At 72.2% G+C, this 23969-nt stretch carries 22 protein-coding genes, 1 tRNA gene and 1 riboswitch; of the genes, 19 read left to right on the top strand and 4 right to left on the bottom strand.

Annotation, left to right across the window (positions count from 1 at the left end):
- Positions 1-35: 35 nt before the first annotated feature.
- Positions 36-623: a hypothetical protein gene (locus tag L2C96_RS34210; RefSeq protein WP_020422669.1), complete on the top strand. Its 588-nt coding sequence runs from the start codon at positions 36-38 to the stop codon at positions 621-623.
- On the opposite strand, the gene L2C96_RS34205 is transcribed toward L2C96_RS34210, so the two are convergent.
- On the bottom strand, positions 624-1469 hold the full coding sequence (locus L2C96_RS34205; protein ID WP_237339147.1) for a trypsin-like serine peptidase: 846 nt from the start codon (positions 1467-1469) through the stop codon (positions 624-626).
- Between the two features lie 231 nt (positions 1470-1700).
- Here L2C96_RS34205 and topA point away from each other — a divergent pair, with 231 nt between their 5' ends.
- The 5 genes from topA (at position 1701) to L2C96_RS34180 (ending at position 9374) form a co-directional block, all read left to right on the top strand.
- Entirely contained in the window at positions 1701-4463 is a 2763-nt protein-coding gene (gene topA, locus L2C96_RS34200) for a type I DNA topoisomerase (RefSeq protein WP_237339146.1), read from the top strand.
- A gap of 54 nt (positions 4464-4517) precedes the next feature.
- A complete protein-coding gene (locus tag L2C96_RS34195; RefSeq protein ID WP_237339145.1) occupies positions 4518-5312 on the top strand; it encodes a hypothetical protein in 795 nt (264 codons plus the stop codon).
- A 110-nt stretch (positions 5313-5422) separates the two neighbouring features.
- The gene (locus tag L2C96_RS34190; protein ID WP_237339144.1) at positions 5423-5923 is read left to right on the top strand and encodes a hypothetical protein; all 501 of its coding nucleotides are present in this window, start codon (positions 5423-5425) and stop codon (positions 5921-5923) included.
- A gap of 146 nt (positions 5924-6069) precedes the next feature.
- Positions 6070-8169 carry a bifunctional MFS transporter/dTMP kinase gene (locus tag L2C96_RS34185; RefSeq protein ID WP_020422664.1) on the top strand — a complete coding sequence of 700 codons (2100 nt, stop codon included), beginning with the start codon at positions 6070-6072 and terminating at the stop codon, positions 8167-8169.
- A complete protein-coding gene (locus L2C96_RS34180) occupies positions 8166-9374 on the top strand; it encodes a DNA polymerase III subunit delta' (RefSeq protein WP_020422663.1) in 1209 nt (402 codons plus the stop codon). Before L2C96_RS34185 ends, L2C96_RS34180 begins: the two co-directional genes overlap by 4 nt.
- 55 nt (positions 9375-9429) lie before the next feature.
- Here L2C96_RS34180 and L2C96_RS34175 read toward each other — a convergent pair whose 3' ends face one another.
- Positions 9430-11070, bottom strand: coding sequence for a hypothetical protein (locus L2C96_RS34175; RefSeq protein ID WP_237339143.1), 1641 nt, complete (start codon positions 11068-11070; stop codon positions 9430-9432).
- 115 nt (positions 11071-11185) lie between these two features.
- Between L2C96_RS34175 and L2C96_RS34170 the strand changes: the two genes are divergently transcribed.
- Both L2C96_RS34170 and L2C96_RS34165 read left to right on the top strand, forming a co-directional pair.
- Positions 11186-11259: transfer RNA gene (locus L2C96_RS34170), tRNA-Thr, on the top strand.
- 68 nt (positions 11260-11327) lie between these two features.
- Positions 11328-12113, top strand: coding sequence for a class I SAM-dependent methyltransferase (locus L2C96_RS34165; RefSeq protein WP_237339142.1), 786 nt, complete (start codon positions 11328-11330; stop codon positions 12111-12113).
- Here L2C96_RS34165 and L2C96_RS34160 read toward each other — a convergent pair.
- Positions 12030-12719 (bottom strand): Pr6Pr family membrane protein, encoded by a 690-nt coding sequence (locus tag L2C96_RS34160; RefSeq protein WP_237339141.1) that lies wholly within the window; start codon positions 12717-12719, stop codon positions 12030-12032. The genes L2C96_RS34165 and L2C96_RS34160 overlap by 84 nt on opposite strands.
- Positions 12720-12889: 170 nt before the next feature.
- Here L2C96_RS34160 and L2C96_RS34155 point away from each other — a divergent pair, with 170 nt between their 5' ends.
- The 4 genes from L2C96_RS34155 (at position 12890) to glyA (ending at position 15758) form a co-directional block, all read left to right on the top strand.
- Positions 12890-13156 carry a hypothetical protein gene (locus L2C96_RS34155; RefSeq protein ID WP_237339140.1) on the top strand — a complete coding sequence of 89 codons (267 nt, stop codon included), beginning with the start codon at positions 12890-12892 and terminating at the stop codon, positions 13154-13156.
- A 106-nt stretch (positions 13157-13262) separates the two neighbouring features.
- Positions 13263-13844 (top strand): TetR/AcrR family transcriptional regulator, encoded by a 582-nt coding sequence (locus L2C96_RS34150; RefSeq protein WP_020422658.1) that lies wholly within the window; start codon positions 13263-13265, stop codon positions 13842-13844.
- 10 nt (positions 13845-13854) lie between these two features.
- Positions 13855-14376 carry a gamma carbonic anhydrase family protein gene (locus tag L2C96_RS34145; RefSeq protein WP_020422657.1) on the top strand — a complete coding sequence of 174 codons (522 nt, stop codon included), beginning with the start codon at positions 13855-13857 and terminating at the stop codon, positions 14374-14376.
- 10 nt (positions 14377-14386) lie between these two features.
- Positions 14387-14472: riboswitch (ZMP/ZTP riboswitch) on the top strand.
- Positions 14473-14489: 17 nt separating this feature from the next.
- Positions 14490-15758, top strand: coding sequence for a serine hydroxymethyltransferase (glyA, locus tag L2C96_RS34140; protein ID WP_020422656.1), 1269 nt, complete (start codon positions 14490-14492; stop codon positions 15756-15758).
- A gap of 58 nt (positions 15759-15816) precedes the next feature.
- On the opposite strand, the gene L2C96_RS34135 is transcribed toward glyA, so the two are convergent.
- Positions 15817-16335: an inorganic diphosphatase gene (locus L2C96_RS34135; protein ID WP_020422655.1), complete on the bottom strand. Its 519-nt coding sequence runs from the start codon at positions 16333-16335 to the stop codon at positions 15817-15819.
- Positions 16336-16499: 164 nt separating this feature from the next.
- On the opposite strand from L2C96_RS34135, the gene dacB reads away from it, so the two are divergent.
- The 7 genes from dacB (at position 16500) to L2C96_RS34100 (ending at position 23775) form a co-directional block, all read left to right on the top strand.
- On the top strand, positions 16500-18494 hold the full coding sequence (gene dacB / locus L2C96_RS34130; RefSeq protein ID WP_237339139.1) for a D-alanyl-D-alanine carboxypeptidase/D-alanyl-D-alanine endopeptidase: 1995 nt from the start codon (positions 16500-16502) through the stop codon (positions 18492-18494).
- Between the two features lie 19 nt (positions 18495-18513).
- On the top strand, positions 18514-19566 hold the full coding sequence (locus tag L2C96_RS34125; protein WP_237339138.1) for an Rv3626c family coenzyme F420 biosynthesis-associated protein: 1053 nt from the start codon (positions 18514-18516) through the stop codon (positions 19564-19566).
- Positions 19563-20522, top strand: coding sequence for a tRNA lysidine(34) synthetase TilS (gene tilS / locus L2C96_RS34120; protein WP_020422652.1), 960 nt, complete (start codon positions 19563-19565; stop codon positions 20520-20522). The genes L2C96_RS34125 and tilS overlap by 4 nt, the downstream gene beginning before the upstream one ends.
- Before the next feature lie 3 nt (positions 20523-20525).
- Positions 20526-21080, top strand: coding sequence for a hypoxanthine phosphoribosyltransferase (gene hpt / locus L2C96_RS34115; protein ID WP_020422651.1), 555 nt, complete (start codon positions 20526-20528; stop codon positions 21078-21080).
- Positions 21081-21216: 136 nt separating this feature from the next.
- The gene (locus tag L2C96_RS34110) at positions 21217-21585 is read left to right on the top strand and encodes a hypothetical protein (RefSeq protein ID WP_020422650.1); all 369 of its coding nucleotides are present in this window, start codon (positions 21217-21219) and stop codon (positions 21583-21585) included.
- 20 nt (positions 21586-21605) lie between these two features.
- Positions 21606-22937, top strand: coding sequence for a hypothetical protein (locus tag L2C96_RS34105; RefSeq protein WP_237339137.1), 1332 nt, complete (start codon positions 21606-21608; stop codon positions 22935-22937).
- A gap of 37 nt (positions 22938-22974) precedes the next feature.
- Positions 22975-23775, top strand: coding sequence for an ESX secretion-associated protein EspG (locus L2C96_RS34100; protein WP_237339136.1), 801 nt, complete (start codon positions 22975-22977; stop codon positions 23773-23775).
- Positions 23776-23969: the final 194 nt, after the last annotated feature.

The raw sequence follows: 23969 nt of genomic DNA, 5'->3' as shown, positions 1-23969 counted from the left end.
CGAACGGGTGTTCTACCCTGTCCGCTGTGGATCAGATGTCGCTCTTCTCGGCGGAGGCGAGCGGCCCGGACATCGCCGACCTGAGCGGCGTCCTGTGCGGGCAGGGGCAGATCACCGGCTTCGCGCGCACGGCCGCCCGCCTCACCGTCGAGGTGGACGAGGTGTGGCGCGCTCGGGTGCTGGTGGCCGAGTTCGCCAGGCGCGGGGTGGCGGCGGAACTGGGCCGGACCGAGGACGGCGGACCGGTGGTCCGCACCGCGTTCCGGTCCGATCTGATCGGGCTGGCCAGGGCGTGGCTCGACGACGAGGGGAAGTCGCTGCCGGGGCGGTTCCGCCTGACCGGCGCGGCGCTGCGGCTGTGGGCGCTGGCGGCGGGCCGTCCGGGCGTCCAGGGGTACCTGCTGGCCGTCGACGAGCGCGCGCCGGGCACGCACGAGCCGCTCGCCGAGGCATTCCGGCAGCTCGGCGTGCCCGCGCAGCTCGTCGGGCCGAAGGGCGGCGGGCCTGCCGTCCGCGTCACCGGCCGCCGCCGTCTCGCGACGCTGGCCGAGCTCATCGGCATGCCCCCGCCGGGCGCCGAACCGGTGTGGCCGCAGCACGCACCGGCCCGGCAGGCGGTGTGATCAGGCGGGAATGGGAACCGGCAGCGCCACGTTCGGCTTGGGCAGCAGGCACCCGTCCCGCACCAGGCTGAGCTGGTTGTTCTTGGCGAAGCAGGCCGGGATCCGGTAGGTCTGCTGGCCGTAGGTCAGGCCCTTCCGGGCGAACACCACGCCGTTCTCGTCGACCTCGCACGGGTTGTTGAACGTGCAGACCTCGCCGTTGTCGTTGCCGGTGTTGTTGATGCCGACGACCTCCCGGCTGCCCTGGTCGATGATCGGCGAGCCGGACGTGCCGTGGACGGTGTCGCAGCCGGGCGCGTACCGGATCGAGTCCTTCCAGGTCCAGCCCGCCTCGCGGACGGAGTACACGACCCGCTCGATCGAGCAGTTCCAGGTGCGGGTGAAGTAGCCGGACACGACGCTGACCGGCGTGCCGACGTTGGCGGGCGAGGCCGCCACGGTCAGCGGGTGCCCGCCGAAGTCGCGGGCGATCTCCCGGTAGGAGGAGTCGAGGGCGTAGAGCGCGACGTCGGTGTCGGTCATCGTGGCGTAGACGAGCTTCGTCGCGCGGATCTGGCCCAGCTCGCGGCCGTCGGCGCCGAGCAGCACCATCTTGCGGTTGGCGGGCCGGTTGACCAGCACCTCGCCTGCCTCCGGCATGCCCGACTCCAGGCAGTGACCGTTGGTCAGGACGAGCGCGCGGTCGAACTCGTCCGACTGGGGCAGCCGGACGAGTGAACCGGAGCAGTTGCTGAGCTTGACGATGCCGCTGTAGTCGGCGGCGGGCGCGGCGGACGCGGCGCTGACCCCGGCCAATGCGGGACCGGCCAGCAGAACGGCGAGGATCGTGAACAGGCGGCGGAACATGACGCGGAGCGTAGCGGAACGGCTACTCAGCAGCCCCGCGAAGCGTGTGTCCGGTATCACGTGCTAGGTGTGGAAAGGGGAAGATGACGCACGCCGCGGCCCGTTCCGGACAGAAAGCGCGGCGGCGTGTTACGTCACCTCGGGGGACATCACCGGCAGGCAACGTGCACACTTGCTGGTTGAACAGGCGCCGCTGCTGCAGCGGCGGGATGGAGCAGGAGAGCGGACAGCGTGGCTGGATCGACGAAGACGAAGAAGGACGACACCGGGGCGAACGGCGCCGGTCGTCGGCGGTTGGTGATCGTCGAGTCGCCCGCCAAGGCCCGCAAGATCGCCTCCTACCTCGGCCCGGGTTACGTCGTGGAGTCCTCGGTCGGGCACATCCGCGACCTGCCGTCGCGGGCGGACGACGTCCCGGCCAAGTACAAGGGCGAGTCGTGGGCGAAGCTCGGCGTGAACGTCGACCACGACTTCGAGCCGCTCTACGTCGTCTCCGCGGACAAGAAGTCCAAGGTCACCGAGCTGAAGAGCCTGCTGAAGGACGTCGACGAGCTCTTCCTCGCCACCGACCCCGACCGCGAGGGCGAGGCCATCGCCTGGCACCTGCTGGAGACCCTCAAGCCGAAGGTCCCGGTCCGCCGGATGGTCTTCCACGAGGTCACCGAGCAGGCCGTCCGCGCGGCCGCCGAGGACACCCGCGAGCTGGACGGGGACCTCGTCGACGCGCAGGAGACCCGCCGCATCCTGGACCGGCTGTACGGCTACGAGGTCTCGCCGGTGCTGTGGAAGAAGGTCATGCCGCGGCTGTCGGCGGGCCGGGTGCAGTCGGTGGCGACCCGGCTGGTCGTGGAGCGCGAGCGGGAGCGCATCAAGTTCACCTCGGCCTCGTACTGGGACATCTCAGCGACGATGGACGCGGGCGAGGACGCCACCCCGCGCCAGTTCCCGGCGCGCCTGGTGTCGGTCGACGGCGCGCGCCTGGCCACCGGCAAGGACTTCGACGCCTCCGGGCAGCTCAAGGCGAACGCCAGGGACGTCCGGGTGCTCGAGGAGGCGGCGGCGCGGGCGCTGGCCCAGGGCCTGCACCAGCGGGACTTCAAGGTCACCAGCGTCGAGGAGAAGCCGTACACGCGGCGGCCGTACGCGCCGTTCATGACCTCCACGCTGCAGCAGGAGGCCGGCCGGAAGCTGCGCTTCAACGCCGAGACCACGATGCAGATCGCGCAGCGGCTGTACCAGAACGGGTACATCACCTACATGCGTACCGACTCCACGACGCTGTCGGAGTCGGCGCTCGCGGCGGCCCGCAGCCAGGCGACCGAGCTGTACGGCAAGGACCACGTCTCGCCGACGCCGCGGCAGTACACCCGCAAGGTCAAGAACGCGCAGGAGGCCCACGAGGCGATCCGCCCCGCCGGCGAGGTGTTCCGCACGCCCGGCCAGGTCGCGGGTGAGCTGCAGGCCGACGAGTTCCGGCTGTACGAGCTGATCTGGCAGCGCACGATCGCCTCGCAGATGGCCGACGCCAAGGGCACCACGATGTCGGTGCGCATCACCGGCACCGCGAGCACGGGCGAGGAGTGCGTGTTCGCCGCGTCCGGCCGCACGATCACCTTCGCCGGCTTCCTCAAGGCCTACGTGGAGGCGGTGGACGCCGACTCCGGCGCCGAGGCCGACGACAAGCAGAGCCGCCTGCCGCAGCTGGTCAAGGACCAGGCGCTGACCGCGACCGACCTTTCCCCGGACGGGCACGCGACCACGCCGCCGGCGCGCTACAACGAGCCCAGCCTGGTCAGCAAGCTGGAGGAGCTGGGCATCGGCCGCCCGTCGACGTACGCGTCGATCATCAAGACCATCCAGGACCGCGGGTACGTCTGGAAGAAGGGCGCCGCGCTGGTCCCGTCGTGGGTCGCGTTCGCCGTGGTCGGGCTGCTGGAGCGGCACTTCGAGCGGCTGGTCGACTACGACTTCACCGCGGCGATGGAGGACGAGCTCGACCGCATCGCGGCCGGGAACGAGCAGCGCACCCGCTGGCTGTCGCGGTTCTACTTCGGCGGCGAGCAGGGCGTGGACGGCTCGGTCGGGCGCCTCGGCGGGCTGAAGAAGCTGGTCAGCGGCGGCGTCGAGGACATCGACCCGCGCGAGATCAACTCCATCCCGATGTTCGAGGACAACGACGGGCACACCGTGCACGTGCGGGTCGGCCGCTACGGCCCGTACCTGGAGCGCGAGGTGGACGGCAAGCCGCAGCGCGCGAACCTGCCCGAGGACCTGCCGCCGGACGAGCTGACCGTGGAGATCGCGGAGAAGCTGTTCGCGACCCCGCAGGAGGGCCGTGACCTCGGCGTCGACCCGGTCACCCAGCACCGGATCGTCGCCAAGGAGGGCCGGTTCGGCCCGTACGTCACCGAGGTGCTCCCGGAGCCCGAGGAGACGGACGGCAAGAAGACCAGCAAGGCGAAGAAGCCGAAGCCGCGCACCGGTTCGCTGTTCCAGTCGATGTCGATCGAGACGGTGACGCTGGAGGACGCGCTCAAGCTGCTGTCGCTGCCGCGGGTGGTGGGCAAGGACCCGGAGACCGGCGAGGAGATCACCGCACAGAACGGGCGCTACGGGCCGTACCTGAAGAAGGGCACGGACTCGCGGTCGCTGTCGAGCGAGGACCAGATCTTCTCGATCACGCTGGACGAGGCGCTGAAGATCTACGCGGAACCGAAGCAGCGTGGTCGCCGGGGCGCCGCGAAGCCGCCGCTGAAGGAGCTGGGCGAGGACCCGGTGTCCAAGAAGCCGATGGTGGTCAAGGACGGCCGGTTCGGCCCGTACGTGACCGACGGGGAGTACAACGCGACCCTGCGCAAGGGCGACAGCATCGAAGGGCTGACCCCGGAGCGGGCGTCCGAGCTGCTCGCCGAGAAGCGCGCGAAGGGCCCGGCGCCGAAGAAGAAGGCGCCGGCGCGCAAGGCCCCGGCGAAGAAGGCCGCCGCGAAGAAGTAGGTCTCGAACAGCAGTTCGACCGAAACTGTCGTACCCCGGGTGCACACTGCCCCCGTGACGACGATCGACGAACTGCTGACCGAGGCCGCCCGGCCGGTGCTGGACGCCGTGCCGGAGCGCGCGAGCACCTGGGACCTGTACGCGCCGTACGCGACGGACGACGATGTCGAGCGCATCCGGTATCCGCTGAGCCGGTCGGACGACCCGGCCGACCTGGTGGCCGAGGCCGAGGAGCACAACGCCTGGATGGCGCAGCTGCGGGACTCGCCGTTCGTCGAGGGCGGCGACCTGACGGACGACGCGATGCGGGCGTTCGCGCTGATGCTGCGCGGTCCGATCCGGATGGTGCTCACCGGCGTGCACAGCGGGCTCGACGGCCCGCTGGACGTGCGGGTCTACGCCGACACGGCCGCCGGGGTGCTGTGGAGCTGGCGGCCGGACAGCACGGAGGTCGGTGGCTGGGGTTACCGCGAGCTGCGGACGCTGTTCGACCGGGTGGTCGGGTTCGTGCCCGAGCAGCGCCGCGGCCGGTTCGGCTCGGTGATGCTGCAGGCGGGCCCTTCCGGCGAGCTGGCAGGGCGGGACGCCGAGCAGGCGGCGCGGGTGCGGGAGTTCCTGCGGCGGCCGCGCACCGGCACGACGGTGGTCGATCTGATGGCGTTCGACCGGCGTTGCGCGCAGTTCCCGCGGCTCGGCTACGTCGTGGTGGACAACGACCTGGGGCGGCACGTCCTGGCGACGGTCACCGAACCGGGCGAGGGCACGCAGCTGTTCCTGGTCCCGTCCGACCGCGACCGGCTGGCGCAGTGGATGACCGACGCGGTCGAGGCGGCGATGACCTGTGCCTGAACTTCCGGTTGCGCACAGTGATCACGGGGTTGCCCGGATGGGCGCGTGCGCGTCGGGAAAAGCCCACTACGCTGGGACGAGGTGTTTCCGATCGCACGGGAGTGGTCACCATGGGTCCGGCGAAGGACGACGGTCGTTTCGGCGACGGCACGCAGTCCGGCCTGCCGCCGCTGACGTTCGGCGACGCCGTCTCGGGGTCGGTCGGCGACGAAGAGGGCTACCAGCCGTTGAAGGTGGCCAAGCCGGTCGAGCCGGACCCGGAGAAGGTCCGCGAGATGATCGAGGCCATGTCGGACAAGCCGGCGACCCCGGCCGAGGTGCCGACGGACGACACACCGCCGGCGGCTCCGGCCCCCGCGGTGCCGCCCGCGCCGCCGCTCGGCATCCTGCCGCGTCAGCGCACGTGGACCGGGCGCCAGCGGATCGGCTCGTGGGCGAAGCCGTCGTTCCGCCTGCCGCGGCCGGGTCAGAGCGGCTCGGTCCGCAGGGCGAAGCCGTCCAGCGGGTCGGCGGCGTTCCTCGTCGCGATCCTGCTGATGGTCGTGTTCGGCGTGCTCGCGATCCAGTTCCTGTCCAGCCTGATCGACACCCTCACCGGCATCTTCGAGTAGGCCGCGACGGGACGATCTTCGCGTTTCGGACGCGTACCGCCCACCACGACGGGCACTCTCAGATCGACAGAGCTACCCTGGCCCCACGGTTGGGGGATGCCGGTTTGTCGCGCGAGGGGTTCCCCAGCGCCACGGGAGTGAGTGGGGTGGGTCCGATCAGCGAGGTCGTGCACGTGGAACCCGGCGCAGGAAGTGAGGCGCCGGCAGGGCGTGACGCCTCGACGATCCACCGGGCCCGGCGGGTCCTCGCGATCCGGCCGTTCCGGCGGCTGTGGGGCGTCACCTACCTGTGCAGCGTCGCGGACTGGCTGACCATCCTCGGCCTGACCAGCCTCGCGACCCAGCTGACCACCAACTACACCGCGCAGAACTTCGCCTTCACCGGCGTCCTGCTCTCCGCGCTGCTGCCCGGCCTGATCTTCGCCCCGCTCGGCGGCCTGCTCGCCGACCGCTTCGACCGGCGCAAGGTCATGTTCGTCGCCGACCTGTTCCGCTGCGGATTCCTGCTGTCGGTCGCCTTCGTCGGCACGTCCTGGTGGCTCTACATCGCGAACTTCCTGGCCAGCGCGAGCGCGATGATGTGGATCCCGTCCAAGGAGGCGGCGGTCCCGAACCTGCTCAAGCGCCCGGACCAGGTGGAGACGGCCAACCAGCTCGGGCTGGTGATGACGTACGGGCTCGCCACGGTCACCGCAGGCGGCCTCTACGCCGTGGTCACGCGGATCGCGGCCTCGGTCGGCCTGCCCTCCGGGTTCTTCGGCGAGCTGGGCGTCGCCAAGGTCATCGTCGTGCTCATCGCGCTGCTGTACCTGGCCAGCGCGATCCTGGTGCTGACCCGCATCCCGGAGCTGTCGGTCCGCAAGCCGCGGATGGCCGAGGTCTCACACGAGCAGGCCGAGAAGGCCGCGAAGCCGGTCGCGGAGGCGGACAAGCCCGGGCTGGGCGCCCTGGTCAAGGACGCGGGCAAGTACGTGCGGAGCACGCCGCTGGTCCGTGGCCTGCTCATCGGCGCGGCCGGCGCGTTCGCCGCGGGCGGCGCGGTGGTCGGGTCGGCCAAGCCGTACTCGTCGAGCCTGCTGGCCGGCGACTCGGCGTGGGGCCTGCTGGTCGTGGCCGTGTTCATCGGGCTGGCGACCGGCATGGGCGGCGCGCCGAAGCTGGCCCGGCGGCTCCCGCACGACCGGCTCTTCGGCATTTCGATCGTGCTCGCCGGCCTGGCGTTGATCCTGGTGGCGTTGTCGCCGCACCTGACCGTGTCGCTGATCGCGGTCGCGATCGTCGGCGCGTGCGCGGGTGCGGCGTTCCTGACCGGCGTGACGATCATCGGCTCGCAGGTCGACGACGCGATCCGCGGCCGGATCAACGCGATCTACCAGTCGATGATGAAGATCATCGTGTTCGGGTCAGTCTCGCTGGTGCCGCTGCTGATCGGTCTGACGAAGCCGCGGACGATCACGGTCTGGGGCAACCCGATCATCATCGACGGCACCCGCCCGGTGATGCTCGGCGGCGGCGCGCTCGCCGCGGTCGTCGGCATCATCGCCTACCGGCAGATGGACTCGCGCCGGTCCGAGCCGATCATGGCGGACCTGCGCAACGCGATCCGGCGCCGTCCGCGCCGCGTGAACGGCCTGCTCATCGCGCTGGAGGGCACCACGGCCGCGGACACCGCCGTGCAGGCGTCCAAGCTCGCCGAGTGGCTGCGGTCGGCCAGTCCGCGCCCGGTGGTGCTGGCCGCGGACCCGGCGCTGGACGACGAGCGGCTCGCCGCGCTCATCGGCAACGCGTCGCTGTCCGGGGCGCGGGCGCAGGCGCTCGCGGCCGCCGCGGTGCGCGCCGACATCGTGGAGCGCAACGTCAACCCCGCGCTGGACGGCGGCGCAATCGTGGTGATGGAACGCTTCGTCGACTCGCCGCTCGCGCACCTGTCCGCCGTCGCCGGGCTGGACGCGAAGGAACTCGAAGGCCTGGCCGACTGGGCCACCGGCCGCCTCCGGCCGGACGTGACGGTGCTGCTGGACGCCGACCCCGGCGCGAACGCGCCCGGCCCGATCTCGGTCGAGGACCAGTGGCGCGTGCAGAACCTGCTCAGCGAGATGGCCGCCGCCGACCCGGACCACTACGTCGTGGTGGACGCCGACGGGCCCGCGGACGAGGTCGGCGACCGGGTGCGCACCGCGGTCACGGCCGTGCTCGCCCAGCGCAAGCTCGGACTGGTGCCGCTGGCCGAGGTGGAGGCCAGGTGACCGCTGTCGTCGCGCCGGCCGGGGTGTGGGCCCAGCTGGTCGGCCAGGACCACGCTGTCGACGTGTTGTCCTCCGCCGCGCGCGCGGCGGCGCAGATCGTCGCGGGCGAGCCCGCGCCACCGGGCGCGATGACGCACGCCTGGCTGCTCACCGGCCCGCCCGGCTCCGGCCGGTCCGTGGCGGCCCGCGCGTTCGCCGCGGCCCTGCAGTGCATCACCGGCACCGGGTGCGGCCAGTGCCCAGGCTGCCGGACGGCGATGCACGGCACGCACGCCGACGTGCGGCTGGTCATCCCGGAGGGCCTGTCGATCTCGGTCGCGGAGATGCGTGCGCTGGTCCAGGCCGCCGCCCGCCGCCCGACGACGGGCCAGTGGCAGGTCGTGATCATCGAGGACGCCGACCGGTTGACCGAGGGCGCGTCGAACGCCCTGCTCAAGGCGGTCGAGGAGCCGCCGGAGCGGACGGTGTTCCTGCTGTGCGCGCCGTCGGACCACCCCGAGGACATCTCCGTCACGATCCGTTCCCGGTGCCGCCTGGTGACGCTGCGGACGCCGGCGGCGGAGGCGATCGCCCGCGTGCTGGTCGAGCGGGACGGCGTCGACCCGGAGCTGGCCGAGTGGGCCGCGTCGGTGTGCGGCGGTCACGTCGGCCGCGCGCGGCGCCTGGCCACGGACGACAACGCCCGCAAGCGGCGTGCCGCGGTGCTGCGGATCCCGCTGGGCCTGTCGCGTCCCGGTGACGTGTTCCGCTGCGCCGACGACCTGATCGCCGCCGCCGAAGCGGACGCGACGGAGGAGAGCAAGGAACGCGACGAGGCCGAGAAGGCGGAGCTGCGCAACGCGATGGGCGGCGATGCGACCGGCAAGGGCGTCGCCGGGGCCAAGCGCGCGGCCGAAGCGGCGGTCAAGCAGCTGGAGAAGCGCCAGAAGTCCCGGGCGACCCGCACCCAGCGCGACACGCTGGACCTCGCGCTGGTCGACCTCGCCGGTTTCTACCGGGACGTGCTGGTGGCGGTCAGCGGCGCCGACGCCCGCTACAACCACCCGGACCACGCCCAGGACATCGAGCAGGCCGCCCGCCAGTGGACGGCGGAGTCGACGCTGAAACGCCTGGAAGCGGTGCTGGCCTGCCGCGAAGCGATCCTGTGGAACGTCAAGCCGCGGATCGCGGTGGAAGCGATGCTGACGGCCCTGCGCCACGGCTGACGGACGCGTGAAAAAGGGGCGGCGCCGGTTGCGGCACCGCCCCTTCCTCAGAACGTCAGTCCCGTGGCCGTGGCGACGGCTTCACCGGAACCGCCTTCAACCGCTTCCGGGCCGGGAACGCCGCCACGAGCACGACCCCGAGCAGCAGCATCGCCGTGCCGGTCCAGAACATCGGCACCGCCGAGTAGGCGCCGGCCGTGTAGGCGAGCTTCTGCGGCGCGGCCGGGGGAGCCGCGTTGCCCGGCGGCGGCGGCGTGGTCGTCGTCCCGCACACGACACCGCCCTCGGGCGCGTACGCCCGCCCGATCTGCTCGCCCAGCGACAGCTGCGCCAGCGACGACGGCAGGGAGTCACTGCCCGCCGGGAGGAGGTCCTTCAGTCCGGCGGTCGGCAGGATCTGCAGGTCCAGCAGTCGGGCGGAGGCGCCCAGCTGGTAGCCCTTGAACGGGTCGGTGAGGTTCTGGCCCTTCTGGGTCAGCTCGGCGATGCTCAGCCGCAGGACGCCGAGGTCGAGCACCTTGCCCGCGGTGTCGGGGACCTGCTGCAGGCCCTTCTGCGCGGTGGCGACCAGTCCGCCGACCACCGGCAGGTCCTCCAGCGGGCCGAACTGCTGGGACAGACCGGACAGCGGCAGCCCGATCGGGATGTCCTTCGTCGGGTTGGTCGCGTCGAGCGTGTAGAGCACCTTGCCCTGCCGCTCGATCGTGATCACCGGTGCGGTGTACTCGACCTTCGAGGTCTTCTCGTCGCCGGTCGAGGTGACCTTGAGCGTCGGCTGGCTGACGACCTTCAGCGTCAGCTCGAGCGGGGTGCCCTTGAGGATCTCGATGTCCGCGGCCTGCAGCGTGGAGACCGACTGAACCGCCTTGTTGGGCGAACCGGGGATGTCGACCAGCTGCACCACCGACCGCGACGACAGCGTGTTCGGCAGGCTGAGCACGGAGTTCGTGCCGTCGGACTTGGTCTGGTTGCCGCCGCTGAGCAGGCCGCCGAGGGTCTGCAGGCCCTGCGCCGGGTCGAAGCCGTCGGCCAGCTGCACGTTCTGCAGGTCGAGGCCGTCGATCGGCAGGTTCGGCAGCGACGGGATGACGTTGAGCAGCGACAGGCTCGCCAGGGAGGTGCTGGCATCGGCGATGGTGCCGACGCACGGGCCGAGGGTCGGGCTGTAGCGGGCGTGCACCTTGCCGTTCAGCAGGCCGACGTTGAGCAGCGGGTTCTCCGGCGCGTTGAGGCCGCCGGTGAGCGGCTTCTCGTTGTCCGGCAGCGCGGTCTGCACGAGGCTGCCCGGCGCCTGCGGCGCGTTCCCGCCGATCGCGAGCCCGAGCGGGGAGGACTGGGCGATCGACTTCTCGTAGCTGAGCAGCGCCTCGGAGTTCGCCTGCGCGCTGGACAGGCCCATCCCGGCTTCGAGCGCGGACTGCTTGGGCAGCTGCTCGCCGAAGCCGGGCAGGATCGTGCTGGTCGGGACCGAGTTCGGCAGCAGGCGCAGCACGCCGAGCGCGGCGGCCGCGTCGGCGACCGCGTGGCCGAGCGGCTGCGGACCCTCCTGGCCGATGAACGGCGGCTGCCCCGGGTTGGCCGGCTGCGGGGTCGGGGTGGTGGGGATCGTGCTCTGCGCCACGGCGGGCGTGGCCGACAGGACGAGCACGGCCGCGGCGACCGGCAGCGCCAGCGCGCGAGGCATGCGTCGACGCATGTGGAAGGTCCTCCCAGTACGACCGGGCCGATCTTCGAGTGACCGGCGTCGCACAGCCTAACGACGCGGGGGGTGCTGAAGTGACGCGAACGGGGCCGCTACACTAGTTCGTGTTGCCGCCTTAGCTCAGTCGGCCAGAGCGGCTCACTCGTAATGAGCAGGTCAGGGGTTCGATTCCCCTAGGCGGCTCCGGCAACGGTCGGGGGCTCTCCACTCGGAGGGCCCCCGACGTCGTTTCCGGCCTAGGCTCTCCGGCCATGGCCCGCCGCTCCGAGACGATCAGGCCGACCGCCCACTACACCGGCTTCGTGTGGGTGCGCGGCGGGCTCTCCGACCCCGCCTTCGCGACCGCTGAGGGGCGTGTCCTGCACGGGCTGCTGCGGCCGGTAATTGCAGCCAGCGGCGCGCTGGGCGGACCGACGCTCGACGGCTTCCTGCTGGCCCGGCACCGCCTGATCGACCGGCTGCTCACCGACGCCGTCGAGCGCGACGGGATCACCCAGGTCGTCGAGGTCGCGGCCGGGCTGTCCGCCCGCGGCTGGCGGTTCACCCGCCGCCACCCGGGCCTCACCTACCTCGAAGCGGACCTGCCGGACATGGCCGCGCGCAAACGCCGCACCCTGCGCGGCGCGCCTCCCGCCGGGCCTGGGCACCGCGTGGCCGAACTGGACGTCCTCGAGGAGACCGGTCTGGACCGGCTGGTGGCCGGCCTCGACCCGGCCCGCGGACTGGTGATCGTCACCGAGGGGCTGGTCAACTACTTCGACGAGCCTGCGGTGCGGGCGATGTGGGCGCGCTTCGCCAGGGCGCTCGGCCGGTTCGAGCGCGGCCGGTACCTGTCGGACCTGCACCTGGCCACTTCGGACTTCGCGGTGCGGGCGTTCGTCCGGGCGCTGTCGGCGTTCGTGCGCGGACAGGTGCACCTGCACTTCGCCAACGAGGCCGAGGCGGAGGCGGCGCTACTCGCGGCCGGATTCGGCCGGGCGGTGCTGCACGTCCCGCCGGAGACGGGGCTCGTCCGGGTCGTCGAGGCCGCGACCTAGCAGCCGGTCGAGCAGCATCGCGCCGAACGCGAGCGCGAGGAACAGCACCGCGATCACCAGGCAGTTCACCGCCACCCGCCCGTACCCGATGGCGGTCACGTCGACGAACGGGTACGGGTAGAAGCCGTCGACCGCGCCGCGGACGAGCGTGAACGCCACCCACGCGAGCGGGTAGACGACCGACCAGCCGATGATCCGCGGGGTCACCGCCCGGCGCGGCCCGAACAGCAGCCACCCGAGCACGCCCAGCAGCGGGGATGCGGTGTGCAACAGGAAGTCGGCCACCCACGCCCATCCGGTGAGGTCCTGGAGATCGGCCAGCACCAGGTGGAACACGATGCCGGTGACCGCGATCGCGAGCACGCCGTCCAGCCTCAGGGCGCGGAACACTGTGGACGTCCGCAGTGGACGGATCGCCAGCAGCAGACTCGTGAATCCCACGATCAGGTTGGACTGGATCGTGAAGTAGGCGAACACGTTGGCCATCCGCGCGGCCGCCGAGTCGTAGCGGCCGCCCATCACTCCCGAGGTGACGAACAGCTGCGTGACCACGCCGATCAGCACCACCAGCGCGTGCACACCGAACCAGACGCGAGCGATCCTCATACTCGGAAGGTAACCGCTCCGGTACTTCGGGTGACGCTCGACACACCGGCGCCCGCGAATAGTCCCGCCGATCACCGGCAAGCCCCCGGCGAGGCCGAAAACGGCTTCGCGCAAGGAGAAAACGCCTCATCTGCCGCTCGTCGGCAGAGAAAGGACGATCGAGAATGCGCATGATCACTCGCACTGTCGCCGCCGGTGCCATCGCCCTGCCGCTGACGCTCGGGGCCGCCGGGATCGCCTCCGCGGACACCGTCGAGGAGCACGAGGGTGTCGCCTACCAGCAGGTGTCGGCGACGGCGGGCCCGGACGGCGCGTCGTACAGCGCCACCGCCGCGGCCGCCGAGGAAGGCACGTACGCCGACCACAGCGACGACGGCACGTACGCCGACCACGACGATGACGACGACGGCGGTCTGCTGGACATCCTGGACCTCTGACGGCGCCCGGTCCGGACGGCCCCCGGGACGAGCACCCGGGGGCCGTTCAGGACACCGGTCCCGAAGGTTAGGCTGGGCGTCCTCGTCGTTCCAGGAGGACACCGCAGTGACCGTCACCCCGCCGGGGCAGCGCGAGCGGCTCTCGCCGAACCAGCTCGCCAAGCAGGAGCAGATCGTCGAAGCCGCCCGGCAGGTGCTGGCCAGGGACGGGCTCGCCGGGTGCACCGCCCGCGCCATCGCCGACGCGAGCCCGCTCACCAAGAGCGCGATCCACTACTACTTCAGCGACACCGACGTGCTCGTCGACCGCGCGATGGCCGCGCACGTCACGACGTTCCTCGACGACCTCCGCGCGGTGGCCGCCCGCCACGACGACCCGAGGGACAAGCTGTGGGCGGTGCTGGAGGCCTACCTCGACGCCTTCACCGAGCGCCCCAACTCCGCGTTCCTGTGGTTCGAGTACTGGATCGCCGTCAGCAGGGCCGACCACCCGGAGGCGATCGAGGCGATGCTCCGGTCGGTCACCGAACTGCTCACCGAGCTGCTGGCGGACGTCGGCGTCATCGACCCGCGGGCCCGCGCCCGGGCCCTGATGTCCTACCTGCTCGGCGCGGTCGTGCAGCAGCGCGTCCGGCGGCGCCCGTTCGCCACCCTCCGTGAGGAGATCGAGTCGCTCTGTCTGCCCTAAGGTTCGGGGTATGCCTCTGTTCTCCTTCGAGGGCGTGAGCCCCACCGTGCACCCGGACGCCTGGATCGCGCCCACCGCGACCCTGATCGGCGACGTCGTCATCGAAAAGGACGTCTCCATCTGGTACGGCGCGGTGCTGCGGGCCGACTTCGGCAAGATCATCGTGCGCGAGGGCGCCAACATCCAGGACAACTCGGTGGTCCACGTGAACACCGGCGTGTGCGAGATCGGCCGCAACGTCACGGTCGGCCACATGTGCCTCGTCCACGACTGCACGGTCGGCGAGCAGGCCCTGATCGGCAACGGCTCGACCGTGCTGGACCAGTCGGTGATCGGCGAGCGCGCGCTGATCGCCGCCGGCTCCACGGTCACGCCGGGCACCCAGGTGCCGCCGGAGGTCATCGCGATGGGCAGCCCGGCCAAGAAGTTCGTGCCGCTGACCGACTCCGCGAGAGGCTGGGTCGACCACAACGCGGCCATCTACCAGCAACTGGCCAAGCGGCACGCGGAAGGCGTGGCACCGGTCGACTAAGCTGGGACGCGTCCGTTTCAGCGACTGGCGCCGTAGAGGTGGAGCACCACCGGGAAGCGACCGACGAGGCCGGCACCGCGCGCCTGGGTGTGGCCAGTGTCAGGAGTAGGAAGATGACGCACCAGCCAGCCATCCCCGAGCTCACCGCTGCCGACCCGCAGATCGCCGGACTCGTCGAGGACGAGGCGCGCCGCCAGGCGGAGAAGATCCGCCTCATCGCCTCCGAGAACTACGTCTCCCAGGCGGTGCTGGAGGCCACCGGCTCCGTCCTCACCAACAAGTACTCCGAGGGCTACGCCGGCAAGCGGTACTACGAGGGCCAGCAGTTCATCGACCAGGTCGAGCAGATCGCGATCGAGCGCGCCAAGGCGCTGTTCGGCGTCGACCACGCGAACGTGCAGCCGTACTCGGGCTCGCCCGCGAACCTGGCCGCCTACCTCGCCTTCGCCAGCCCCGGCGACACCGTGATGGGCATGGCGCTGCCCGACGGCGGCCACCTCACCCACGGCTGGTCGGTCTCGGCCACCGGCAAGTGGTTCAACCCGGTCCGCTACGGCGTGCGCAAGGAGACCGGCCGCGTCGACCTCGACCAGGTGCGTGAGCTGGCGCTGGAGCACCGCCCGAAGCTGATCTTCGCCGGCGGCACCGCGATCCCGCGCACCATCGACTTCCCGGCCTTCGCGGAGATCGCGAAGGAGGTCGGCGCCGTGCTGGTGGCCGACATCGCGCACATCGCCGGCCTGGTCGCCGGTGGGGCGCACCCGTCGCCGGTCGGCCACGCGCAGGTGATCACCACCACCACGCACAAGACCCTGCGCGGCCCGCGCGGCGCGATGATCATGACCGACGCCGACCACGCGAAGGCCATCGACAAGGCCGTGTTCCCCGGCCTGCAGGGCGGCCCGCACAACCACACGACGGCCGCCATCGCCGTCGCGCTGGGCGAGGCAGCCAAGCCGGAGTTCCGCGACTACGCCCACGCGATCGTCGCGAACGCCAAGGCGCTGGCCGAGGCCCTGATCGAGCGCGGTTTCGACCTGGTCTCCGGCGGCACCGACAACCACCTGCTGCTGGTCGACCTGACGAGCAAGCAGATCGGCGGCAAGCCGGCCGCGCAGGCGCTGGACCGCGCCGGCATCGAGCTGAACTACAACACGGTGCCGTTCGACCCGCGCAAGCCGTTCGACCCGTCCGGCATCCGGCTGGGCACCGCGGCCATCACCACCCGCGGTCTCACGCCGGAGCACCAGCCGCAGATCGCCGAGTGGATCGACCGCTCGATCGCCGCGGCGGCCGCGAACGACGAGGACGCGATCAACAAGATCGCCGGCGAGGTGCGCGACCTGCTCGCCGCCTACCCGATCCCCGGCTACCGGGCCTGATCGAAACGAGAAACGCCCCTTCCCCGCGCGGGGAAGGGGCGTTCTTCGTTGGGCGCACTCAGTGGTGCTCGCCGCCCTCGGCGGCCTCCTTCGCGAGCCGGTCGATCTCACGCTGGTAGGAGCGCTTGATCTCGGCCTCCGCCTCGGACCGGCCCACCCACTGCGAGCCCTCGACGCTCTTGGCCGGCTCCAGGTCCTTGTACACCTGGAAGAAGTGCTCGATCTCCAGCTTGTGGAACTCGTTCAGGTGGTGGATGTCGCGCAGGTGCTCCAGCCGCGGGTCGTCGGACGGCACCGCGAGGACCTTGTCGTCCGGCCCCTTCTCGTCCGTCATCCGGAACATGCCGATCGCGCGGCAGCGGATCAGGCAGCCCGGGAACGTCGGCTCCTGGACGAGCACCAGCACGTCGAGCGGGTCGCCGTCCTGCCCAAGGGTGTCGTCGATGAAGCCGTAGTCGGCCGGGTACTGGGTGGCCGTGAACAGGGTCCGGTCCAGGCGGATGCGACCGGTCTTGTGGTCCACCTCGTACTTGTTGCGCTCCCCCTTGGGGATTTCGATCGTGGCGTCGAACTCCACGGCGTCCTCGCTGACCTCGTCTTTTCCCGCCGGTACCGGCGGCTTACGGTTTCGCTAACTTGTTCTCACTAGTGTGGACCACGCGCCGTTGGGAAGTCGCACTGATGTCGTCTTGACAACAGTGAGTTTGCCCGCGGTGTGTCGCCGGTCTGGAGGAGGGGTGCGTGCCGAGCAACGAACAGCCCGAGTGGCCGTCGGAAGACACCGACGCCGGCAGCGGGGAGAGTTCCGCTGACGGCGGCGCCACGGCCCAGCTGCCGGTGCCCGGCAAGGTTTCCCTGCCCGAATCGCCGACGTTGTTCGTGCCTGCCGAGCGGGACGCGGAGAAGACCCAGTTCATCCCGGCGGCCAAGCCGGACGCGGAAAGCACGCAGGTCATCGACCTGCGGCAGGTGCCGGAGCAGGAGACCGAGCCGCACCGGGTCCCGCGGCCGCAGTCGCCGCAGTCGGCCGAGCCGGCGCAGCCGCGACCGCAGCCCGCGCCGCCGGAGCACCGGCCACAGCAGCCCGCCCAGCAGCAGCCGCCGCAGCAGTCCGCCGAATCGGCACCGCCGCGGCCGCAGTCCGCCCAACCGGCGCAGCCGCCGCAGCAGTCCGCCCAGCAGCCGCCGCAGCCGTCGGCCCAGCAGCAGTCCGCCGAGCCGTCGCAGCCGGTGCCGCCCGCGGCCGTTCCGCCGGTGCAGCCGATGCGGATCGAGCCCAGCGGCGAAATCCACCCCGCGGAGGCGACCACCGGCGAGGAGAAGCCGCCCGCCGAACCCGAGGCGAAGCCGAAGCGCCGCCGCAAGGGCGTGCTGATCGGCAGCATCGTGGCGCTGGTGCTGGTCGTCGCGGTGGGCGCCGCGCTCGCCACGCCGTACGTCTCCAACCGCCTCGGCCTGCCGTGGGCGCCGAACCTGCCGAAGGGCGACAGCCCGCAGCCGGTGCCGGTGGCCCTCTCGCTCAAGGCGCCCAGCGCGTCGGCGCCGAAACCGACGTCGTCCGGGGTGTCCTCGGCGCTGGCAGGCCCGGCTGCGAACGCCGCGCTGGGCACGCTCACCGGCGCCGTGATCGACCCGGCGACCGGCGAGCTGCTGTGGGACCGCAACTCCAGCCAGTTCCGCACCCCGGCGTCCACCACCAAGCTGCTGACCACCTCCGCCGCGCTGCTCGCGATGGACCCGGGCACGCAGTTGAGCACCAAGGTCGTGCAGGGCTCGTCGCCGGACACCGCCGTCATCGTCGCGGGCGGGGACATCACGCTGTCCTCGCTGCCCGCCGGGCAGCAGTCGGTCTACGCCGGCGCCGCCCACCTCGACGACCTCGTCGCGCAGGTGAAGCAGGCCAGTGGCGGCGCGATCAAGAAGGTCCAGATCGACACCTCGATCTGGTCCGGCGCGCAGACCGCGCCGGGCTGGGCGCCCGACGACGCCCCGATCTACACCGCCGCGATGACGCCGGTGATGCTCGACGGCGGCCTCACCGACCCGACGAACGACCACTCGATGCGCGTCGCCCAGCCGGCGAACACCGTGTTGCAGACGTTCGCGCAGCGCCTCGGCGCGACCGCGTCCGGCCAGGCGACGGCACCGCAGGACGCGAAGGTGCTCGGCGAGGTGAAGTCCGCCCCGCTGAGCGAGCTGATCGCGCACGCGCTGGAGGCCTCGGACAACACCCTCGCGGACGCGATCGGCCGGATGACGGCCATCGCGACCGGCGCCGACGCGTCGTTCGCCGGCGCCGCGCAGGCGACCCTGTCCGTGCTGTCCCAGAACGGGTTCGACGTCTCCCAGGTCAAGCTGAGCGACAACAGCGGGCTGTCCCCGCAGAACAGCGTCCCGGCGAAGCTGCTCGCGCAGGTGCTGGCCGTCGCCGCGGGACCGGACGGCAAGGACCCGCGCACCGCGAAACTGCGCCCGATGCTGGCCGGGCTGCCGGTGGCCGGCGGCAGCGGCACCCTCGCCGACCGCTATGACGCCCCGAACTCCCGATCCGGCAAGGGGTGGGTCCGCGCCAAGACGGGCACTCTGTCCGGCGTCCACACGTTGGCAGGGGTAGTGCTGGACGAGGACGGCCGGGTCCTGGTGTTCGCGTTGATGTCCGACGGCGCCGACCAGGACCCCGCGCGGGCGGCACTGGACGTCGTCGCGGCCTCGCTGAGGGGCTGTGGTTGCCGATAGCTTCGGGAAGGTGAACACGATGAGCGAGGTTGCGTCCCGGCCGGTCGTGGACTGGTCACTGGCCGCTTCCACGGGCGCCTTCCTCGCCCGTGGCGGGCCGGTGGTCTCCCGCGAGGAGGCCGGCCTGGCCGTGACCGAGCTGCGGGAGCTGTCGCTCGACGCCGAGGCACACGTCCGCGAGCTGACCGGTCTGGGCGCCGGGCTGCCGCTGCTCCCCGGCGACGTGGTGGACCGGCCCGGCTGGGTGCGCTCGGCCGCCGCCGGGCTCGACGCGCTCACCGCGAAGGCGTTGCCGCCGAACCCGGCGGGGCCGCTGGGGCCGGTCCTGGCCGGTGGCGCCGGCGTGCAGACCGGCGTGGTGCTGGCCTTCCTGGCCTCCCGCGTGCTGGGCCAGTACGACCCGTTCGGCGGCCCGGACGGCGGCGGGCGGCTGCTGCTGGTGGCGCCGAACGTGGTCACCGCGCAGCAGGCGCTGCAGGTGCCCGGCCGCGACTTCCGGTTGTGGGTGTGCCTGCACGAGAGCACGCACCGGCTGCAGTTCACCGCCGTCGGCTGGCTGCGCGACTACTTCGCCGACGAGGTCGAACGCCTGGTCGGCGGCCTCACCGGCGACGACGACGGGATGACCGACCTGCTCGGCAGACTGCCGGACGCGCTGCGCGAGGCCCGGCGCGCCAAGGCGGACGGGCTGGTCGCGATCGGGCAGCTGCTGCGCTCGCCCGAGCAGCGCGAGGTGTTCGACCGCCTGCTGGCGCTGTCCACGCTCCTGGAAGGGCACGCGGACTACGTGATGGACGCGGTGGGGCCGAGCGTGGTGCCCAGCGTCGAGACGATCCGCGCGCGGTTCACCGAGCGGCGCAAGGGCGGCGGCCTGCTGGACCGGCTGCTGCGGGCGCTGCTCGGGGTGGACGCCAAGATCCGCCAGTACGCGCAGGGCGCGGCCTTCACCCGGCACGTCGTCGACCGGGTCGGGATGGCCGGGTTCAACGCCGTCTGGACCTCGCCCAACACGCTGCCGACCCGGGCCGAGATCGCCGATCCCGAGGCTTGGGTGCGGCGCGTCCACCCGTGACCGGGCCGCACCCCGCGGTCGCCGCGGTGCGCCGCGCGGTGCGGAACCTGCTGGCGGAGTGCCCCGGCGTGCCGGCGATCGACGTGGCGTTGTCCGGTGGGGCCGACTCGCTGGCGCTCACCGAGGCCGCCGTGTTCACCGGGCGGCGGCTCGGGCTGCCGGTGCGGGCGCTGGTCGTGGACCACGGGCTGCAGGCGGGCTCAGCGCGCGTGGCCGAAGAGGCGGCCGGGACGGCGCGCAAGCTCGGCGTGGACTCCGCCGAAGTCCTCACGGTCGAGGTGACCGGCCCGGGTGGCCCTGAGGCGGCCGCCCGGAACGCCCGTTATGCCGCGCTCCGCGCGCATCACCGCGGCATCGTCCTCCTCGGCCACACCCGCGACGACCAGGCCGAGACCGTCCTGCTCGGACTCGGCCGCGGCTCCGGTCCGCGTTCGATCGCCGGCATGCGTGCTGTGGATCTCCCGTGGGGTAGGCCACTCCTCGACGTGCCTCGCGCGACCACCCGGGACGCCTGCCGCGCGCTCGGCCTGACCCCGTGGGAGGACCCGCACAACAGCGATCCGCGCTACACCAGGGTGCGCCTGCGCGCGGAAGTGCTGCCGCTGCTGGAAGACGTCCTCAACGGCGGGGTCGCGGCGGCACTCGCCCGCACGGCCGCCCAGCTCAGGGAGGATTCCGAGGCGCTCGACGCGCTCGCAGCGGACTTCCTGGCGCGGCACGGGAAACCGGACATCGGGGAGCTCGCGCCGCTGCCCGCATCCCTCCGCAGGAGGATCCTGCGGAACTGGCTCACCGCGCATGGCGCGCGCGACCTCACCGACGCCCACCTGCGGTCCGTCGACGCGCTGGTCGCGCGGTGGCGTGGCCAGGGCGGTGTTTGGCTACCCGGCGGCTTGGTGGTGACCCGGACGCATGGCAGGCTTGCCATGAATCCACCGGAAACAAGAGGGGACTGACCCGTGTACGAAGGCGAGATCGCCTCCGTCCTCATCACCGAGCAGCAGATCAACGACAAGATCACCGAGCTCGCGAAGCAGATCGCCGCGGACTACGAGCGCGAGACCTCTGCCGGCGACCTGCTGCTGGTGGGCGTGCTCAAGGGCGCCGTCATGTTCATGACCGACTTCGCCCGCGTGCTGCCGATGCCGGCGCAGCTGGAGTTCATGGCCGTCTCCTCGTACGGTTCGTCCACGTCGTCCTCCGGCGTGGTGCGGATCCTCAAGGACCTCGACCGGGACATCACCGGGCGGCACGTGCTGATCGTCGAGGACATCGTCGACTCCGGACTGACCCTGTCCTGGCTGCTGAAGAACCTGGCGAGCCGCAACCCGGCGTCGCTGGAGGTCGTCACGCTGCTGCGCAAGCCGGAGGCGGTCAAGGTGGACGTGCCGGTGCGGTACGTCGGCTTCGACATCCCCAACGAGTTCGTGGTCGGGTACGGCCTCGACTACGCGGAGCGCTACCGGGACCTGCCCTACATCGGCACCCTTGATCCGAAGGTGTACGGCGCCTGAACACGGTGCGTGAGCACCGGAAATTCGTGAACCCGAACGTGCCGGAACGCGTCATAAGTGTCGGTGCGGTGCGTTAACCTACGCGAACGAGGGTGACGCGCCGCGATGCGGTACGGACGTGGGGTAGGGAGAACTGATGGGGAGCTACGCGGACGCCGCGGCGTTCCGGAACGCCGCCGTGAACGGGCAGCTGGGGGTCGACCCGGACGCCGCGCAGGCGGTTCTGAAGAAGATCCGCCTCGGCAAGGACCAGGTGGAGAACCTGCTGCGCAACGCCGGAGCCCTTGCCGAGCCGCCCAAGCTCGGCAACAACCCGGTCGGCAACGCCATCGCCGCGAAGTTCGTGCAGCGCGCCGACGGGGGCGGTGAGTCGTACGCGACCGCGCTGCGCAACCTCTACAACCAGTACCAGCAGGCCGAGGACGCCATCGTCGCGGCGATGAGCCACTACGACAAGATCGAGCAGGCCGCCGAAGACGCGCTGGCGTCCGGTCGCCAGGTCTGAAGGCGGGGGGACCGATCACGATGACTTCTCCGAGCAACGAGCCCAGAGGCGAGGCCGTCCAGCTGGGCGACAACGGCGAGTCCGCCGCGCTGGTGCAGCAGGCGCGCAACAGCGCGGGCGGGTTCACCTACGGCGGCGACCGCGCCATCGCGAGCCCGCCGAACTGGGCCTCGCAGGAGAGCAACCAGCTCTACCTCGGCGCCACCCAGAACAACGACCCGGCCACGGCCGAGGCCACCGGGCGGCAGTGGCAGTCCCACGGCGACAGCCTGCACCAGGCGGCCGACGACCTGTACAACGCGATCGCCGAGCTGGGCAACGCGTGGATCGGGCAGGGCTCCGGTTCCGCGCAGGGCGCGCTGGTCGGCATCGCGAACTCCAGCAAGCAGGCCGGCGACGCGGCGCACACCATGTCGAACCGGATGGCGCAGCAGGCCGCGGCGGCGGCCGAGGTCAAGAAGATGCCCGCGCCGAAGGAGTTCGACCCGGCCAAGCAGACCGCGGCGATGCTCGCCGGCGGCCCGGCTGCGATGGTCGCCGACATGAAGGTGCAGGCCGACGAGGCCCGCGCCGTGCACGCCCAGCAGGTCCAGTACTTCAACGCCTACACCCAGGCGATGTCCGAGGTGGACAGCGCGACCCCGAGCTTCGGCCCGGAGTCGCTCGGCCTGCCCGCGGACGGCCGCTTCGGCGGCACCTCGGCGCAGTCCGTCGGGGCCGGCTCCGGCGCGGTGCCCGGCGGCCTCGGGTCGGTCGGGCTCGGCCCGGTCGGCGGCGTCACCACCGGGATCCCCGGCGGCGGCGCGGCGGGCTTCGCCGCCGGTGGCCAGCCCGGTGGCGCCCCCGGTCCGCACGGTGTCCCGGCGGCTCCCGCTCCGGCGGCAGGCGCGGCTTCCGGCGCGGGTCAGGTGACCGCGGCGCCGACGTCGTCCGGCGGTGGCGGTGCGGCGGCGCTGGGCGCGGTGGCGGGTCTCGGCACGGCGGGTCTCGCCGCGGTGGGTGGCAAGGCCGCTCTCGGCCGCGGCAGCAAGTCCGGCGCCAAGGAGCGCCCGGCGGCCGACGAGACGGCGGCCAGCTCGGACCAGTCGCAGCAGGCCCACGGCGCCGCGCAGCAGCAGCAGCAGGCCCAGCAGAGCCTCATGAACACCGGTGGGACCATCGGTGGGGCAGGCACCCCGCCGCCGGCGTCCGGCATGGGCGGCGGCATGGGTGCCGGCGCGCAGGGCTCGGAGGACGAGGAGCACACCCGTGCCTCCTTCCTCGTCGAGGCCGACCCCGACGAGGCGTTCGGCGCCAACGTGGCGACCGCGCCGCCGGTCATCGGGGCCTGGAACGACGAGGACGACCGCTGATCCGGCGCAACCGCGCGAACCGGGAAAGAGGGACTTGATGGCGCGAGCGGAGCTGCTCACTCCGCTGGAACTGGACTTCCTGTGGGAGTCCTTCGGAGCAGGCGAACTGCCGTACCCGCTGGAGGTGCGCTCGCACGGCGCGACGATGGACGAGCGTGCCGAGCTGCGGCGGCAGACCCTGGACCGGCTCGCCGCGCGTGGTGCGGCCGACGGCCGGGGCCGCCCCGCGCCGCACGTCGAGGAGTTCTTCGAGGTGCTGGCCGGGTCGGAGACCAGCCTGGACAGCGTGCACATCACCGCGCCGGACGCGCGTCCGCTGCTCGCCGTGGCGGCGGCGCTGTCCGGGCGCGGTGTGCTCGCGGTGCACGACGAGCGGGGCTTCCACTTCCAGCCGATGCCGGCGGACGGCCTCGCGAGCGCCATCGTGTCCCTGCTGCCCGCCGCCCGGCGGGGCAGCGAGAAGTCGATCACCGTGCCGCTCGAGCAGCTGATGACGGCCACCGGGGCCGACTTCCTGCAGCGCCGCACCCCGGCCGGCGGGCGGACCAGCGCGGACGACGACCGCAAGGCGCTGGCCCGGCTGCAGGCCCAGCCGCGGCTGCGCGGCGGGCAGATCGGCGCCAACGCCCGCAGCCGCAGCGGCGCGAAGACGAGGCCGCCGGTGCTGAGCTGGTTCGACACCGACGACGGCCGATACTTCACGCAGGCCAGCCGCGGTCACGACGGGCGCGACTGGATCACCATCGCCCCCGCCGACGCGGCGAACCTGCGGCACCGGCTCGGCGAGATGCTGGTCAGCGCCGCCGGCGAGACCCTGGCGCCGGGTGGTGCCTGGTGATCGGTGTTGTGCAGGTCGGTGGGCGGCGCACCGCTGCCCTGGCGACTGCGTCGCGCCTGAGGCAGCGGCCCACCGCCGCCCTGGCGGTTGCGTCGCGCCTGCGGCACCGGCGCACCGCCACCCCGGCGGTTGCGGTGAACCTGAGGCAACGGCCCACCGCCGCCCTGGCGGCTGCGGCAAGGTCGCGACTCTAG

This window comes from Amycolatopsis tucumanensis, assembly GCF_021654135.1.
GTDB classification, from domain to species: Bacteria; Actinomycetota; Actinomycetes; order Mycobacteriales; family Pseudonocardiaceae; genus Amycolatopsis_E; species Amycolatopsis_E tucumanensis.
This window is presented reverse-complemented; position numbering and strand designations above follow the sequence as displayed.